This window comes from Pseudomonas sp. PVC-3-1 (genome assembly GCF_057444315.1).
Window position 1 is genome coordinate 581,067 of sequence record NZ_CM172023.1, and the last position, 15,104, is coordinate 596,170.

At 66.1% G+C, this 15,104-nt stretch carries 15 protein-coding genes; 11 read left to right on the forward strand and 4 right to left on the reverse strand.

The window, feature by feature from the left end:
• Positions 1 to 6 precede the first annotated feature (6 nt).
• The 3 genes from AC2T4A_RS02835 (at position 7) to AC2T4A_RS02845 (ending at position 3,823) form a co-directional block, all read left to right on the forward strand.
• A complete protein-coding gene (locus AC2T4A_RS02835) occupies positions 7 to 2,328 on the forward strand; it encodes an FdhF/YdeP family oxidoreductase (protein WP_486742676.1) in 2,322 nt (773 codons plus the stop codon).
• Positions 2,329 to 2,757: 429 nt separating this feature from the next.
• Complete coding sequence (locus tag AC2T4A_RS02840) at positions 2,758 to 3,264, forward strand: hypothetical protein (RefSeq protein WP_038803491.1); 507 nt, start codon at positions 2,758 to 2,760, stop codon at positions 3,262 to 3,264.
• Positions 3,265 to 3,385: 121 nt separating this feature from the next.
• Positions 3,386 to 3,823 carry a glycine zipper domain-containing protein gene (locus tag AC2T4A_RS02845; RefSeq protein WP_416743622.1) on the forward strand — a complete coding sequence of 146 codons (438 nt, stop codon included), beginning with the start codon at positions 3,386 to 3,388 and terminating at the stop codon, positions 3,821 to 3,823.
• Between the two features lie 59 nt (positions 3,824 to 3,882).
• Here AC2T4A_RS02845 and AC2T4A_RS02850 read toward each other — a convergent pair whose 3' ends face one another.
• A complete protein-coding gene (locus tag AC2T4A_RS02850) occupies positions 3,883 to 4,422 on the reverse strand; it encodes a DUF2087 domain-containing protein (RefSeq protein WP_416743624.1) in 540 nt (179 codons plus the stop codon).
• Between the two features lie 280 nt (positions 4,423 to 4,702).
• Here AC2T4A_RS02850 and AC2T4A_RS02855 point away from each other — a divergent pair, with 280 nt between their 5' ends.
• Entirely contained in the window at positions 4,703 to 5,068 is a 366-nt protein-coding gene (locus tag AC2T4A_RS02855; protein WP_416743626.1) for a hypothetical protein, read from the forward strand.
• A 97-nt stretch (positions 5,069 to 5,165) separates the two neighbouring features.
• Here AC2T4A_RS02855 and AC2T4A_RS02860 read toward each other — a convergent pair whose 3' ends face one another.
• The 3 genes from AC2T4A_RS02860 to AC2T4A_RS02870 all read right to left on the reverse strand — a co-directional run bounded on the left by AC2T4A_RS02860 (position 5,166) and on the right by AC2T4A_RS02870 (position 7,866).
• The gene (locus AC2T4A_RS02860; RefSeq protein ID WP_486742677.1) at positions 5,166 to 5,600 is read right to left on the reverse strand and encodes an acyl-CoA thioesterase; all 435 of its coding nucleotides are present in this window, start codon (positions 5,598 to 5,600) and stop codon (positions 5,166 to 5,168) included.
• 7 nt (positions 5,601 to 5,607) lie between these two features.
• Positions 5,608 to 6,765, reverse strand: coding sequence for an iron-containing alcohol dehydrogenase (locus AC2T4A_RS02865; protein WP_486742679.1), 1,158 nt, complete (start codon positions 6,763 to 6,765; stop codon positions 5,608 to 5,610).
• A gap of 306 nt (positions 6,766 to 7,071) precedes the next feature.
• Complete coding sequence (locus tag AC2T4A_RS02870) at positions 7,072 to 7,866, reverse strand: thymidylate synthase (protein ID WP_416743631.1); 795 nt, start codon at positions 7,864 to 7,866, stop codon at positions 7,072 to 7,074.
• Between the two features lie 210 nt (positions 7,867 to 8,076).
• Between AC2T4A_RS02870 and AC2T4A_RS02875 the strand changes: the two genes are divergently transcribed.
• From AC2T4A_RS02875 to AC2T4A_RS02905, 7 genes are all read left to right on the forward strand, one after another.
• Positions 8,077 to 8,583 carry a sugar dehydrogenase complex small subunit gene (locus tag AC2T4A_RS02875; protein WP_486742680.1) on the forward strand — a complete coding sequence of 169 codons (507 nt, stop codon included), beginning with the start codon at positions 8,077 to 8,079 and terminating at the stop codon, positions 8,581 to 8,583.
• 2 nt (positions 8,584 to 8,585) lie between these two features.
• Entirely contained in the window at positions 8,586 to 10,175 is a 1,590-nt protein-coding gene (locus tag AC2T4A_RS02880; RefSeq protein ID WP_486742681.1) for a GMC family oxidoreductase, read from the forward strand.
• A complete protein-coding gene (locus AC2T4A_RS02885) occupies positions 10,172 to 11,452 on the forward strand; it encodes a cytochrome c (protein WP_486742682.1) in 1,281 nt (426 codons plus the stop codon). Before AC2T4A_RS02880 ends, AC2T4A_RS02885 begins: the two co-directional genes overlap by 4 nt.
• A 133-nt stretch (positions 11,453 to 11,585) precedes the next feature.
• The gene (locus AC2T4A_RS02890; RefSeq protein WP_486742683.1) at positions 11,586 to 13,943 is read left to right on the forward strand and encodes a tetratricopeptide repeat protein; all 2,358 of its coding nucleotides are present in this window, start codon (positions 11,586 to 11,588) and stop codon (positions 13,941 to 13,943) included.
• A 74-nt stretch (positions 13,944 to 14,017) separates the two neighbouring features.
• The gene (locus AC2T4A_RS02895) at positions 14,018 to 14,335 is read left to right on the forward strand and encodes a DUF2388 domain-containing protein (protein WP_416743639.1); all 318 of its coding nucleotides are present in this window, start codon (positions 14,018 to 14,020) and stop codon (positions 14,333 to 14,335) included.
• 111 nt (positions 14,336 to 14,446) lie between these two features.
• Positions 14,447 to 14,773: a DUF2388 domain-containing protein gene (locus AC2T4A_RS02900; protein ID WP_416743641.1), complete on the forward strand. Its 327-nt coding sequence runs from the start codon at positions 14,447 to 14,449 to the stop codon at positions 14,771 to 14,773.
• Positions 14,774 to 14,868: 95 nt separating this feature from the next.
• Entirely contained in the window at positions 14,869 to 15,090 is a 222-nt protein-coding gene (locus AC2T4A_RS02905) for a hypothetical protein (RefSeq protein WP_024765734.1), read from the forward strand.
• The last annotated feature ends 14 nt before the right edge of the window (positions 15,091 to 15,104 follow it).

Genomic DNA, 15,104 nt, shown 5'->3' on the forward strand with positions numbered 1-15,104 from the left:
GACTCCATGAGCCTGCAGCAAGAAAATCCCCGCTACCAACCCTACAAGGGCGCCGCCGCCGGCTGGGGCGCGCTGATCAGCGTCACGCGCTTCTGGCTCGACAGCAAGCAGCCGTTCAAGAACCTGCGCGCCCTGCTCAAGACCAACCAGAACGGTGGTTTTGACTGCCCCGGTTGCGCCTGGGGCGACTCCCCGGAAGATGGCCGCGTGAAGTTCTGCGAGAACGGCGCCAAGGCGGTCAACTGGGAAGCCACCAAGCGTCGCGTGGACCCGGCGTTCTTCGCCCGCCACAGCGTCAGTTCGCTACGCGAGCAGAGCGACTACTGGCTCGAATACCAGGGCCGCCTGACCGAGCCGATGCGCTACGACCCGGCCACCGACCGCTACCAGCCGATCGATTGGGACGACGCTTTCGCGCTGATCGCCCGGCACCTGAATGCACTGGAAAGCCCGCACCAGGCAGAGTTCTACACCTCCGGCCGGGCCAGCAACGAAGCCGCCTTCTTATACCAACTGTTCGTTCGTGCCTTTGGCACCAACAACTTCCCCGACTGCTCGAACATGTGCCACGAGGCCAGCGGCGTGGCGCTGGGTCAAAGTGTCGGCATTGGCAAGGGCACGGTCACCTTCGATGACTTCGAGCACGCGGATGCGATCTTCGTCTTTGGCCAGAACCCCGGCACCAACCACCCGCGCATGCTCGAACCGCTGCGCGAGGCGGTGAAGCGCGGCGCCCAGGTCGTCGCCTTCAACCCACTGAAGGAGCGCGGCCTGGAGCGTTTCCAGCACCCGCAGCACGCACTGGAAATGCTTACCAACGGTTCCGAGCCGCTCAACACCGCGTTCTTCCGCCCGGCGCTGGGCGGCGACATGGCGGCCGTGCGCGGCATGGCCAAGTTCCTCCTGCAATGGGAACGCGAAGCCCAGGCCAAGGGCGAGCCGGCGGTGTTCGACCATGAGTTCATCGCCGAGCACACCCAGGGCGTCGACGCCTACCTCGCCGCCGTGGACGATACCAGCTGGGATCACATCGTCCAGCAGTCGGGCCTGAGCCTCGAGGAGATCGAGCAGGCTGCAATCATGTACCGCCGCGCCGAACGGGTGATCGTCTGCTGGGCCATGGGCATCACCCAGCACCATCACTCGGTGCCGACCATCCAGGAACTGGTCAGCCTGCAACTGCTGCGCGGCAACGTCGGCCGACCCGGCGCCGGCCTGTGCCCGGTGCGCGGCCACAGCAACGTGCAGGGCGACCGCACCATGGGCATCAACGACCGTCCGCCGGTTGCATTGCTGGATGCCATCGAGCGGCGCTTCCAGTTCAAGGTGCCGCGCGAGAACGGCCACAACACCGTCGAGGCGATCAACGCCATGCTCGATGGCCAAGCCAAGGTGTTCATCGGCCTGGGCGGCAACTTCGCCCAGGCAACCCCGGACAGCCCGAGAACCCACAGCGCCCTGCAGAGCTGCGCGCTGACCGTGCAGATCAGCACCAAGCTCAACCGCAGCCACCTCACCGTGGGCAGCGACGCGCTGATCCTGCCGTGCCTGGGCCGCACCGACATCGACCGCCAGGCCGAGGGCCCGCAGGCAGTGACGGTGGAAGACTCGTTCAGCATGATCCACGCGTCCTTCGGCCAGTTGGAACCGTCGTCGAAGCAGATGCGTTCCGAGCCCGCCATCATCGCCGGCATTGCCAAGGCCACCCTGGGCAACCACCCGGTGGACTGGGACGCGATGATCGCCAACTACGACCGCATTCGCGACCTGATTGCCGACACCATTCCCGGCTTCACCGACTTCAACCGGCGCGTGGCCAATCCGGGCGGCTTCCACCTGGGCAACTCGGCCGGCTCACGGCGCTGGAACACCGCCAGCGGCAAGGCCAACTTCCACGGCCACCCGCTGCCGGCAGACCTGGTCCACGCGAAGATCCGCGAGACCGGCCAGGAGCCGCACCTGATCCTGCAGACGCTGCGCTCCCACGACCAGTACAACACCACCATCTATGGCCTGGACGACCGCTACCGCGGCGTGCGCGGCCACCGCGAGGTGGTGTTCGCCAACGAAGCCGACATCCGCCGTCTGGGCTTCGAGCCCGGCGAGAAGGTGGACATGGTGTCGCTCTGGTCCGATGGCGTGGACCGCCGCGTCAGCGGCTTCACCCTGCTGGCCTACGAAATTCCGGCCGGCCAGGCTGCGGCCTACTACCCCGAGACCAACGCACTGGTGCCGCTGGACAGCCACGGTGTAGGCAGCCACACGCCGACGTCGAAGTTCGTCGCCATCCGTTTCGAGAAGGCGCAGCCCAGTCAGCGTATCGCGTGACGCCCCTCACGGCGCTCACACCGGAGCGCCGCCCACCCGTTCGCGAGCAAGCTCGCTCCTACAGAAAAGCCTCGTGCCTTTGTAGGAGCGAGCTTGCTCGCGAAGCTTTTTTTGCGCACGCCACATGACCCTGCCCTGCGAAAAGTCTGCGGGATCTGCACAACATCGGAGATGGATGAAGGGTAAACTCGGAAGGGCCAGGTCACTTTTCGTGAAAAGCCATCATTTCAATGGCATTTTGTGAGAAAAACACGTCAAAAGCGGAACCCTGGAATAACACTCAGACCGCCCGAAATCGAAAAAGTTCTGACCACAAATCAAATACTTGCAATATTTGATGAAAGTCGTGTTACTCGTCGGAACCCCCTTGTCAGAGCCTTCGCACGAACCGAGGATCGCTTCCAACATCCCCACAGAGAGATCCTCTCTATGAAGTACTCCTCGATGCTCCTGTTGTCTCTTGCGCTGGTTGGTGGCACCGCCTTCGCGGACGGCGACACCCGTGCCGGCGTCGGTGGCGCCCTGGGCGGGGTATTGGGCACTGCGGTCGGCCAGGCGGTCGGCGGCAGCACCGGCGCCGCCATTGGTGGTGGCCTTGGCGGTGCAGCAGGCGGCGCCATGGGCGCACGCCACGGCAACAAGACAGAAGCCGCCATTGGCGGTGGCCTGGGCGCTGCCGGCGGTCAGGTCCTGGGCAACAAGATGGGTGGCACCACGGGCGGCCTGATTGGCGCGGCCCTGGGCGGCGGCGCGGGCGGCGCACTGGGCAACCACTACGCCGACAGCAACCGTGACGATGATGACGACTACGACGGCCGCCGCGGCTACCGCCATGCGCGCTATGACGATCGCCGCTACGATCGCCACTGGCACGATAACGGCCGCCATCGCGGTTGGTACAAGCACAAACACAAGCACCATCGCGACTGGGATTGATCCGGGACATAGCAAACCTCGATCAGTCCACGTAAGCGACGGCTGACAGCCGGGCCTGGTTGCCCGGCTGTTTTGTGTGCGGGACAATTCTTCCGATACTTCCAACCTTCAGGTTCGCAACATGCGTAAGACTCTTTCTGTTCTGGCACTGGCCCTGCTGGCCAGCCACGCCGTGGCCGACGACACCAAGTCCGCGATCGGCGGCGGTGTCGGTGGCGCGCTGGGCAACGTGGTCGGCGGCGCCCTGGGCGGTTCCACCGGCGCGGCCATCGGTGCCGGCGTAGGCGGTGCCGCGGGTGGCGCGATGGGCGCGAAGAACGGCAACAAGACCGAGGCAGCCATCGGCGGCGGCCTGGGTGCAGCCGGCGGTTCGGTCATCGGTAACAAGGTCGGTGGCTCCACCGGCGGCGCCATTGGCGCAGGCCTGGGCGGTGCTGCCGGCGGCGCGCTGGGCAACCACTTGGCCGATGACAATGATGATGACCACCACAGCAGCAACAACAGTCATCACAAGGGCAAAGGCCACTACAAGCACAAACACAAGCATCACGACGATTGACCGATGCCGGTGTGAAAAAGCCCGCCTATTGGCGGGCTTTTTCGTTCAGGACGTCGCCTTCACGCCCCACTGGGCAGGCAGGACAGAAGCGCGCCCAGCTCAGCGGGCGGGCGCTGCTCGATGCGCCAGTACTCGCCACCATCCTCGGTGCGCCCCAGCCAGCCGCCATCCACCAGCGCGCGGCGCAGCAACAGGTGATCACCCAGGCTCTCCTGGGCTCGCAGCCGGTCGTTGAGTGCCCGCTCGCTCCAGCGCAGCCGCGCCGGTAGCCGCGACCACAACACCCAGAGACAGGCCTCGCGATGGCTATGCTTCTTCGGCCAGCGCTGCAGGCAGCCGGCCTCGTCGAAATAGCGCCGCCATTGCTCGACGCGGCGAAAGTCCACCACTACCTCGGGCTCGGCTCCCCGTGCGAGTCGCGATTCTGCTTCATGGCTGGCGCGCAGCGCCTGATAGTTGCGGAAGCCCACCGCACGGGCGAGCAGGTTGAGCATCTCGACATGACCGGGGCGCTCGGACGAGTCGTCGAGCTGGCGCACCAGCGATTTCGCCAGGGCGGAGATGTCAGGGGCGTGATAGGGCAAGCGTTGCCTGGACACAGTGCAATCCTCGTTGCGTGCCTAGACCTCGCGCAGGAGGTTATCGGGGGTCGCCGTATTCCGATGCGGCACTGAAGAAAGTGTGTCGGATCGTCAAAGGTGCGGGGAACCGCGCGGCAGGTTTAGCGCTCTCCATACGGAGGCGGCGACGCCTGGGTGAACTGCCGACCGGGGCCCAGAATAAGCCCGGTAATCCCCTGGGGCAACCCTCAAGAACGCGCGGCCCGGTGAAGCTGTATAGGCTTGCCGGGCAGGAATCCATGGTTGCAAGGAGCTCACCGTGAAAGTTGCTTTTATCGCCGGGACACTGCTGGCCCTCTGCGTGACGCCCGCTGTTTACGCCGACACCTGGCAGGTTTGCCGGCTGGAAGTACAGATCACCAAAGCATTGAAGCTGCCCGTTAGAGGGCTCGAGGGCCGAGTGGAATCGGTCAAGGCCAGCCCGGCTGGCACGCAATGCCCGAAAAAGGGCGAGCTGATCGCCTTCGAACCGGAAAGCGCCGACTGGCAGAGTCGCATCCCACGCAAGCACTGGCCGGCGCCGGGCCAGCGGGTGTGGATGCGCTATCAATACCTCGACGGCATCTGCAAGGGCGACGGCAACAGTCGGCCGTGCCGGATCGAGCACTATCCCATGGGCTGGTGAGACAACCACTGTAGGAGCGAGCTTGCTCGCGAACCATTCTGCCGGGAGCTTCGGAGCGGAGCGGTTCGCGAGCAAGCTCGCTCCTACAAAGAGCCCGTCAGGCCCGCACCAGCATCTCCATCGCCTCGCGCAGCGGCGCCGGGATCGACACCGGTCGGTTGCTCGCACGATCGACGAATACGTGCACGAATTTGCCCGCCGCACAGGCCAGTTCCTCACCCTCGCGGAAGACCGCCAGCTCGTATTGCACCGAACTGTTGCCCAGCTTGCCGACCCGCAGGCCGACCTCGATGCGCTCGGGGAAGGCCACCGGCGCGAAGTAGTCGCAGCTGGAACTGACCACGAAGCCCACGACGTCGCCGTCGTGGATATCCAGGCCACCGTGCTCGATCAGGTAGGTGTTCACGGCGGTGTCGAAGAAGCCGTAGTAGGTCACGTTGTTCACGTGACCGTAGATGTCGTTGTCGTGCCAGCGGGTGGTGATCGGCTGGAAATGCGCGTAGTCGGCGCGGCTGGGGTGCTGTTCGCTCATCGGGTTCTCAGAAGGCAGCTCGGTAGATGGCCAGCGCGTCGCTCTCGCTGACTTCACGGGGATTATTCACCAGCAGGCGCTGCTGCAACATCGCATCGGCGGCCAGGCGCGGCAGGCTGTCTTCCGGCACGCCGGCATCGCGCAGGCGCGACGGCAAGCCGCTGCGCGGACTGAGGTCGGCCAGTTCGATGATGAATTGCTCGATAGGGTCGGCATCGTTGCGCAGGCGCTTGCCCAGCAGCAACGGCGCCAGTTCGGCGTAGAGCGGGCCGGCATCGGGCGCATTGAAGCGGATCACTTCCGGCAGCACCAGCGCATTGCTCAGGCCGTGGGGAATGTGGAAATGCCCGCCCAACGGATAGGCCAGCGCATGCACGGCGGCCACCGGAGCATTGGCGAAGGCCTGCCCGGCCAGGCAGGCGCCCAGCAGCATGGCCTGGCGCGCCTCGCGGTTGCGGCCGTTGTGCACGGCTTCGTCGAGGTTCAACGCCAGCAGGCGCAGGGCCTCGCGGGCCAGCAGGTCGGACAGCGGGTTCTTCTTCAGTTTGCTGGTATACGCCTCGATGGCGTGAACCATGGCATCGATGCCGGTGGCGGCGGTGACCGCTGGCGGCAGGCCAAGGGTGAGGTCGGCGTCGAGCACCGCCAGGTCCGGCAACAGGTGCGGGCTGACCACGCCCATCTTGGTGGTCTCGCCGGTGGTGACGATGGCGATGGGCGTGACCTCCGAGCCGGTGCCGGCGGTCGTCGGCACCTGAATCAACGGCAGACGCGGGCCGCGGGCGTTGCCGACGCCGAAGATGTCCTTCAGCCCCTGGGAGGCCAGTGGATGCGCGAGCAGCGCCACCAGCTTGGCGACGTCCATCGAGCTGCCCCCGCCATAGCCGATCACCAGTTGCGCGGCCATCCGGCGCGACTGATCGGCGGCCTCCAGCACAACGCTTTCGGGCGGGTCGGCCACTACCTGGTCGAAGACCTCAACCGCCACGCCGGCCGCAGCGAAGCCCGGCAGCACGCCGTCGAGCATGTTCAGGCGGGTGATGCCGGGGTCGGTGACGACGAGCACGCGCTGGGCGCCGCGCTCGCGGCAGAGCTCGCCCAGACGGGCGGCGGAACCACTTTCGCAGAGAATCTGCGCGGTGGTGGCGAAGCTGAAAGGCTGCATGACGGTCCCCGGTCTTGTCGTTGTAGTGCGGAAAATCCGTTGGCCACGGATCGGCGGCCAGCCGGGGGAGCATAGCAATGCGACGCAGGATCATGAAACCTCGTACCGCTAGGCGAAACGGTTATTCACCATATGAATGGTACGCGCGTGCTTGTTGGCTCTTCGTAGGAGCGAGCTTGCTCACGAACAGAATCCCCGGTCGCTCGGGCGCTGGGCGGTTCGCGAGCAAGCTCGCTCCTACAAAAGGAATCGTGCAGAAATGCAAAAGGCCGGCATTGCGCCGGCCTTTTTTTCATCGAGGACAGGTCAGACAGCGACCGGCGCCTTGATGTGCGGGTGAGCTTCATAGCCGACCAGTTCGAAGTCCTCGAAGCGGAAGTCGAACAGGTCCTTCACCTCGGGGTTGATCTTCATGGTCGGCAACGGCAGCGGCTGGCGGGTCAGCTGCAGGTCCGTCTGCTCCAGGTGGTTGGCGTACAGGTGGCAGTCACCGCCAGTCCAGATGAACTCGCCGGGCTGCAGCCCGGCGACCTGCGCGACCATCAGGGTCAGCAGCGCGTAGCTGGCGATGTTGAAGGGCACGCCGAGGAAGATGTCGGCCGAGCGCTGGTACAGCTGGCAGCTGAGCTTGCCGTCGGCGACATAGAACTGGAACAGCGCGTGGCAAGGCGGCAGGGCCATTTCGTCGATCAGCGCGGGGTTCCACGCGGAGACGATCAGGCGGCGCGAGTCCGGGTTCTTCTTCAGCATGTCCATCAGGTTGGCGATCTGGTCGATGTGGCGGCCGTCCGGCGCCGGCCAGGAGCGCCACTGGTAACCGTAGACCGGCCCCAGGTCGCCGTTCTCGTCGGCCCATTCGTCCCAGATCGAGACGCCGTTTTCCTTCAGGTAGGCGATGTTGGTCGAACCTTTGAGGAACCACAGCAGCTCATGAACGATCGATTTGAGGTGGCACTTCTTGGTGGTCACCAGCGGGAAGCCTTCGGCGAGGTCGAAGCGCATCTGGTGGCCGAACACGCTGTAGGTGCCAGTGCCGGTGCGATCGCTCTTGAAGGTGCCGTGTTCGCGCACGTGGCGCATGAGGTCGAGGTACTGTTTCATCGCTGCGGTTTCACCCAAAGGCCGGTCGGTGAGGCTCTGCGGCGCGGCTCCAGGGTGGGCCGCCGGCAGAACCAATCGCCCGGCAGAATCTGAACAAGCGGCAATACTAAGGGCCTGGGCGCGCTATCGCCACCCTGGCCGACCAACACCCGATTCAAGCGGCGACAGACCGCGCTCCTCAACCGTTCGCCTGTTGCAAGAGAGGTCTTCATGTCCGAGGCACAACTGCCCACCTTCCCCCTGTCACGCCGCCGCCTGCTGGCGGTGGCCTGTGCCAGCGCCGCGTTCGGTAGCGTACTGCTCAGCCCCGCCGCCCGCACCTGGGCCGCGCTGACGCCGCAGGCCGAGGCGGAGCTCGAAGGCTTCATGACCCTGTCGCAGCGCCTCACCGGGCGCAGCAACCTCGACCCTCGCATCGGCCAGCGTCTGTTCCAGGCCCTGGTACAGCGCGACAGCGCGCTCAAGCAGAGCCTGGTCGAGTTGCTCGACCGCCTGGGCGACGCCCCGGACAGCTGGAACGAACGTCAACAGTGGCTGGCCCGACAGATTCTCGGCGGCTGGTACCTGGGGCAGATCGGCGATGACACCGGGGCCACCGTGGTCACCTATGAACAGGCGCTGATGTTCCGCGCAGTGGACGATGTGCTGGTCATCCGCAGCTATTGCCCGAACAAGCCCGGCTTCTGGGCTGCCCAGCCCACCGAGCGGGGGGCGTGAGCATGGCTCAAACACAACGTGCGGATTTCGTGGTGGTCGGTTCTGGCGTGGCCGGGGCGCTGGTCGCCCATCAGTTGGCGCTGGCCGGCAAGGACGTACTGATCCTCGAAGCGGGCCCGCGCATGGGCCGCTGGGAGATCGTCGAGCGCTTCCGCAACCAGGCGGACAAATCCGACAACCAGGCGCCTTACCCGTCCACCCCGTACGCGCCGCACCCGCAGTTCAAGCCGGACAACCATTACCTGATCCAGAAGGGCGAACACCCCTACGACGTGCAGTACATCCGCGCCGTGGGCGGCACCACCTGGCACTGGGCAGCGTCCGCCTGGCGCTTCCTGCCCAACGACTTCAAGCTGCTCAGCCTCTATGGCGTAGGCCGTGACTGGCCTATCGAGTACGGCGAGCTGGAGCCCTGGTACCAGCGCGCCGAGGAAGAACTGGGCGTCTGGGGGCCCGGCGACGAGGAGCTCGATTCGCCGCGCAGCCAACCCTACCCGATGCCGCCGCTACCGCTGTCGTGGAACGAACAGCGCATCAAGACCCTACTCAACGCCAATGGCTACCGCGTGGTCACCGAACCGGTCGCGCGCAACAGTCGCCCCTACGATGGCCGGCCGACCTGCTGCGGCAACAACAACTGCATGCCCATCTGCCCCATTGGCGCGATGTACAACGGCATCGTCCATGTCGAGAAAGCCGAGGCCGCCGGCGCCCGGCTGATCGAAAACGCCGTGGTGTTCAAGCTCGAGAAAGGCGAGGCCGGCAAGATAGTCGCGGCGCTGTACAAGGACCCGCAGGGCAACGAGGTGCGCGTCGAGGGCGACACCTTCATCCTCGCCGCCAATGGCATCGAGACGCCCAAGCTGATGCTGATGTCCGAGGTCGGCAACAGCTCGGACATGGTCGGCCGCAACCTCATGGACCACCCCGGCACCGCCGTGCAGTTCTATGCCGATGAGAAGCTCTGGCCGGGGCGCGGGCCTCAGGAAATGACCTCCATGGTGGGCTTCCGCGACGGCGCGTTTCGCAGCGAGTACGCGTCGAAGAAGATCCACCTGTCCAACCTATCGCGCACCGACCAGGTGGCCACCGAGCTGATCCGCCACGGGCCGTTGCTGCTGGGCCACGACCTGGAGGCGAAGATCCGCGACCGCGCTGCGCGTTTCGTACGCTTCGACAGCTTCCACGAAATTCTCCCGCACCCGCAGAACCGCATCGTGCCCAGCACCACCGAGCGCGACGCGGCGGGCCTTCCCAAGCCCGAGTTCACCTATGCAATGGACGACTACGTGCGCAAGAGCGCGGTGCACACCCGCGAGGTTTACGCCCACGCCGCCAAGCTGCTGGGCGGCGAGGACGTGACGTTCGACGACAGCTTCGCCAACAACAACCACATCACCGGCACCGTTCTGATGGGCGCAGACCCCAAGGACTCAGTGGTGGACGCCCAGTGCCGGACCCACGACCACCCTAACCTGTTCATCGCCAGCAGCGGTGTGATGCCCACCGTCGGCTCGGTGAACTGCACCCTGACCATCGCCGCCCTGGCCCTGCGCCTGGCCGAGCACCTGAAGCAGGAGGCCAAGTCATGAAACCGCTCCTGCTGCTGACCCTGCTCGCCACACCGCTGCTGGCGCATGCCGCCAAGGCCCTCGACCCAGCGCCGGCGGAGCTGCTGCAACGCGGCGAATACCTGGCCCGCGCCGGTGACTGCGCCGCCTGCCACACCGCGCCGGGCGGCAAACCCTTCGCCGGCGGGCTGCCACTGGCCACGCCGCTGGGCGCGGTGTACTCGACCAACATCACGCCCGATCCGAAGACCGGCATCGGCAGCTACAGCTATGACGACTTCGCCCGCGCCGTGCGCGAGGGCGTGGCCAAGGGCGGCACCCGGCTCTACCCGGCGATGCCCTACACCGCCTATGCGAAGGTCACCGACGAGGACATGAAGGCGCTCTATGCCTGGTTCCTCAACGGCGGCGTGCAGGCCGTGGCCCAGCCAAACCAGGACTCCGACATCGCCTGGCCGCTGGACATGCGCTGGCCGCTGGCGATCTGGAACCTGCTGTTCCACGACGATTCGGTCTACCAGCCCAACCCGAAGCAGAGCCCCGCCTGGAACCGTGGCGCCTACCTGGTCCAGGGCCTGGCCCACTGCGGTACCTGCCATACCCCGCGCGGCATGGCGTTCCAGGAGAAGGCCATGGACGAGCGCAGCACGGGATTCCTCTCCGGCGCCGCCCTGGGCGGCTGGTACGCCTTCAACATCACGCCCGACACCCACAGCGGCATCGGCGGCTGGAGCGACGCGGAGATCGTCCAGTACCTCAAGAGCGGCCGCGTGCCCGGCAAGGCGCAGGCCGCCGGGCCCATGGTGGAGGCGGTGGAGCACAGCTTCCAGTACATGACCGACGCCGACCTGCAGGCCATCGCCAGCTACCTGCGCAGCGTGCCGGAGGTCAGCGACGGCGAGCGCAAGGCACGCTTTGCCTGGGGTAAGCCGGCGGACGACGTAGTCACCCTGCGCGGAGAAGACTTCGCTGCGCAGAAGCACGACGACGGGGCGCGTCTGTACCTGGGCAACTGCGCCAGTTGCCATTCGTGGAGCGGCGAAGGCGTGAAGGACGGCTACTACCCGATGCTGCTGAAGAACAGCGCAGTGGGCGCCCTGCAACCGGACAACCTGGTGCAGGTGGTGCTCGGCGGCGTGCAGCGCAGGGTGGGCAACGAAGACGTGTTCATGCCCGGCTTTGCCGGCACGCTGAACGACGAGCAGATCGCCACCCTGGTGAACTACCTCACCGCGCAGTTCGGCAACCCCGAGGTGAAGGTGGACAGCGCGCGGGTCGCCGAGATTCGCCAGCCCTGAAGAGCCGCGCCCCACCTTTTGCCCGGTGGGGTGCGGGTGCTCTCGCCTGCGCACGGCTTCTCGTTGACAGCCCGGCGCCCCTCGCCGAAGCTGCGGCGGTTCCTGGAGCCGCCACAAGAACAACGGAAGTCGCATGTCCCAGCCGAAGAAGCCCGTTCCCCGCCCGTCACCCCGCCCCCGTCGCGGCTGGATAGCGGCTATTGCCGGGGTTGTGCTGGCGCTGGTGATAGGCCTCTGGTGGTGGCTCGAGCACGACGGCGCCAACCTCCCTGTCCTGCCCTCCAGCCAGCCCACGGCAACGGCGGCCGCTACGCCGCCGGCCACTCCCGCGCTGGTCGACGAACAGCAGTGCCAGGGCTGCCACCAGGCGCAATTCGGTGACTGGCAACGCTCCCATCACCAGCAGGCGATGAAGCCGGCAAGCGAAGGCAATGTGCTCGGCGACTTCGACAACGTCACCTTCAAGGGCGAGACCCAGACCACCCGCTTCTTCCGCAAGGACGGCGAATACTGGGTCAACACGCCCGGCGCCGATGGCAAGCCGGCCGATTTCAAGGTGGCCTACACCTTCGGCTTCGAGCCGCTGCAACAGTATTTGATCGACTATCCCGGCGGCCGCCTGCAGGCCCTCGGCGTCGCCTGGGATAGCCGCAAGCACCAGTGGTTCCAGCTGATGCCTGGCCAACGCATCGACTTCAAGGATGAGCTGCACTGGACCCGCCCGGCGCAGAACGCCAACTTCATGTGCATCGAGTGCCACACCACTGGTTTCAAGCGTAACTACGACGCGAAGACCGACAGCTTCGCCAGCCACTGGAACAGCCTCGGCGTCGGCTGCCAGGCCTGCCACGGCCCGGCTTCCAAACATCTGCAATGGGCGCGGGAACCCGACCGCAGCAGCGGCAAAGGTTTCGACGTGCCGCTGCAGAATGCCAGCCAGACAACCATCGTCGAAACCTGCGCGCGCTGCCACGCGCGCCGCGCGCCACTGGGCGACGGCTTCCAGAACCAGCACCGCTTCATGGACGACTACCTGCCCAGCACGCTGACCCGCGAACTCTATGAGATCGACGGCAAGATCAAGGACGAGGTCTTCGAGTGGGGCTCCTTCACCCAGAGCAAGATGTTCGCCAAGGGCGTGCAGTGCACCGACTGCCACAACCCCCACAGCGGCGAGCTGAAGGCGCCCGGCAACGGCGTTTGCCTGCAATGCCACAACACCGCCGCCAAACCCGTGCGCCCGCAGATCGACGGCAAGGGGCTGCAGGCGAAGAACTACGACTCCCCCGAGCACCATCACCACAAGCCCGGCAGCGCCGGCGCGCAGTGCACCGCCTGCCACATGCCGGGGCGTTACTACATGGTCAACGACTACCGCCACGACCACGGCTTCACCCTGCCCGATCCGCAACACGCCCGCCGCATCGGCGCGCCGGATGCCTGCCAGGCCTGCCACCGCGAGATGCCGGGCAAGCAGCTCGGCTCGACCTTCCGCGAGTGGTTCGACAGCGAACTGCCGGCCAAGCCCAATGCCTCCAGCAACCCCGCGCCACGCTATGACGACACCCTGTGGAAGGCACGCAACGGCAAGCCCGGCGCCTCCCGCGCGCTGCACCTGCTGCTGGCGACCACGGACCTGCCGGCGATCCGTCGGGCCACCCTGCTCAGCGAATTGCCCAGCTACCCCAGCCCGCGCTCGCTGGAGCTGGTCGCCCTGGGCCTGAAGGACGCCGATCCCCTGGTGCGCCACAGCGCCATCCAGGCCCTGCCCTTGCTCGCCGCGCCCCAGCAGCAACTGCTGTTGCTCACGCCGCTGCTGGCGGACCCGATCCGCGCGGTGCGCAGCGCCGCCGCCTGGCAACTGGCGCAATTGCCGCCGGCACTGCTGGCTGGAATCCAGCCGGAGCTGAACAAGGGGCTGGAGGAATACGAAGCCATCCAGAACGATCTTGCCGAGCGTGCCGAAGCCCAATTCAACCTCGCCATGCTCTACGAGCGCAGCGGACGCACGGAGCTGGTGGAGCCCGCCCTGCGCGCCGCACTGGCGCGCGATGAAGACTTTCTGCCAGCCCGCATCACGCTGTTCCAGTGGCTGGAAGCCTCCGGCCGTGACGCCGAGGCTCGTCAACTGCTCGGCGACAGCCTGCGCCGGCAGCCCGCCTCGGACCTGCTGCACCATGTCAACGGCCTCGCCCTGGTGCGCCAGGGCCAGCACGCACAGGCCCTCAAGGAGCTGCGCGAAGCCGTGCGACTGGCCCCGGACGACGACCAGTTCCGCTATGTACTGGCCATTGCCCTGCACGACGGCGGCGATGTCGATGGCGCTTGTCACGAGCTGGAAGCCCTGCTGCAGAAGCACCCGGCCAACCGCGCGGCGCGCCTGACGCTGATCGACTACCTGCGCGAGTCCGGGCAGTTCCAGAAGGTTCAGCAGTTCACCGCGGAGCTGGAGCAGCAGAATCCGGATGATCCATCACTCAAACGTGAGTGACATTTCCGACGACAGGATGGAACCGCGGAATTTTCCGATGCTCTGAGAGGCGCGCAATTACTCAAGGAACCATCATGCGTGTCCGTTTTTCCCCTGTTGTCGTAGCCCTCACCCTGCTCCCCCTCACCAGCGCCATGGCCGAAGATCGCGATTTCTGGCGCTCGGTCCTGACCTCCGGCGCCACCACCGCCTCGAGCTACCTGACCAGCCGTGACGACCACAAGCTGATCGGCCCGGCCCAGGACGACGCAGCCAGCTTCATCGCCACTGACGGCGCCATCCGTGGTCCGTACCTGGAAGCCACGCTGCAGCAGATGCGCAGCGCCGACCCGGCCCTGGCGCAGGCCAGTGACGCCGAGCTGGCTTCGGCGATCCTCGCCGCCCAGCGCTGATCGAACGCGGTGTGCGCAGCGACCGCTCGCGCACACCGCTGCAGGAAAGTTGGAACTCAAGCCAGACGAAGCGCCTCTCACCTGTACACGGACCTTGCGGAGGTGTACCCGATGCGTACCGCGAAACTGGCCACAGCCTTTGCCCTGATCGCCCTGCCCTTTGCCTCGGCCATGGCCGACGGTGACTTCTGGCGCGACGTCATTTCCTCCGGCGCCACCACCGCGTCGACCTACCTGACCTTCAAGCACGACAAGCTGATCGTCGCCGCCCAGGACGATGCGAGCGCCTTCGTCGCCAGTGACGGCGCGATCCGCGGCCCCTACCTGGAAGCCGCCCTCACCCGCCTGCGCAGCGACGACGCCGCCCTGCAGGACCGTAGCGACATGGAACTGGCCAACGCCATTCTCGTTCGCCGCGATGACGCATCCGCCCAGTGATACCCACCGACGCGGCCCGTGGCGCTCGCCGCGGGCCAAGCCGGCGGGTCGCGGCTGTGTTCTACTGACACTCCAATTCCGACACGGAGTGTCCCATGAACGATCCCATTCAGCCGCTGAAGATCACCCTGATCCTGCTGATCGTCAGTGAAGGCTTCTGGCTGCTCAGCCGCCTGCTCAGCGTGGTCGGCCTGGAGATCTATTCGCTGCTGCCGTCCGCCGTCTACAACCTGATCGGCATGCTCAGCAACGTGCTGATGATCGTACTGTTCGCGTTGCTGATCCGCCTGATCGGCCGGTTGCAGCTCAAGCCCTGAAGCCCTCTGCCGGG

Coding starts and splice junctions, on each gene's coding strand:
- AC2T4A_RS02835 (WP_486742676.1), top strand. CDS start 7: ATGAGCCTGCAGCAAGAAAATCCCCGCTACCAACCCTACAAGGGCGCC.
- AC2T4A_RS02840 (WP_038803491.1), top strand. CDS start 2,758: ATGAAGTACTCCTCGATGCTCCTGTTGTCTCTTGCGCTGGTTGGTGGC.
- AC2T4A_RS02845 (WP_416743622.1), top strand. CDS start 3,386: ATGCGTAAGACTCTTTCTGTTCTGGCACTGGCCCTGCTGGCCAGCCAC.
- AC2T4A_RS02860 (WP_486742677.1), bottom strand. CDS start 5,600: ATGAGCGAACAGCACCCCAGCCGCGCCGACTACGCGCATTTCCAGCCG.
- AC2T4A_RS02865 (WP_486742679.1), bottom strand. CDS start 6,765: ATGCAGCCTTTCAGCTTCGCCACCACCGCGCAGATTCTCTGCGAAAGT.
- AC2T4A_RS02870 (WP_416743631.1), bottom strand. CDS start 7,866: ATGAAACAGTACCTCGACCTCATGCGCCACGTGCGCGAACACGGCACC.
- AC2T4A_RS02875 (WP_486742680.1), top strand. CDS start 8,077: ATGTCCGAGGCACAACTGCCCACCTTCCCCCTGTCACGCCGCCGCCTG.
- AC2T4A_RS02880 (WP_486742681.1), top strand. CDS start 8,586: ATGGCTCAAACACAACGTGCGGATTTCGTGGTGGTCGGTTCTGGCGTG.
- AC2T4A_RS02885 (WP_486742682.1), top strand. CDS start 10,172: ATGAAACCGCTCCTGCTGCTGACCCTGCTCGCCACACCGCTGCTGGCG.
- AC2T4A_RS02890 (WP_486742683.1), top strand. CDS start 11,586: ATGTCCCAGCCGAAGAAGCCCGTTCCCCGCCCGTCACCCCGCCCCCGT.
- AC2T4A_RS02895 (WP_416743639.1), top strand. CDS start 14,018: ATGCGTGTCCGTTTTTCCCCTGTTGTCGTAGCCCTCACCCTGCTCCCC.
- AC2T4A_RS02900 (WP_416743641.1), top strand. CDS start 14,447: ATGCGTACCGCGAAACTGGCCACAGCCTTTGCCCTGATCGCCCTGCCC.
- AC2T4A_RS02905 (WP_024765734.1), top strand. CDS start 14,869: ATGAACGATCCCATTCAGCCGCTGAAGATCACCCTGATCCTGCTGATC.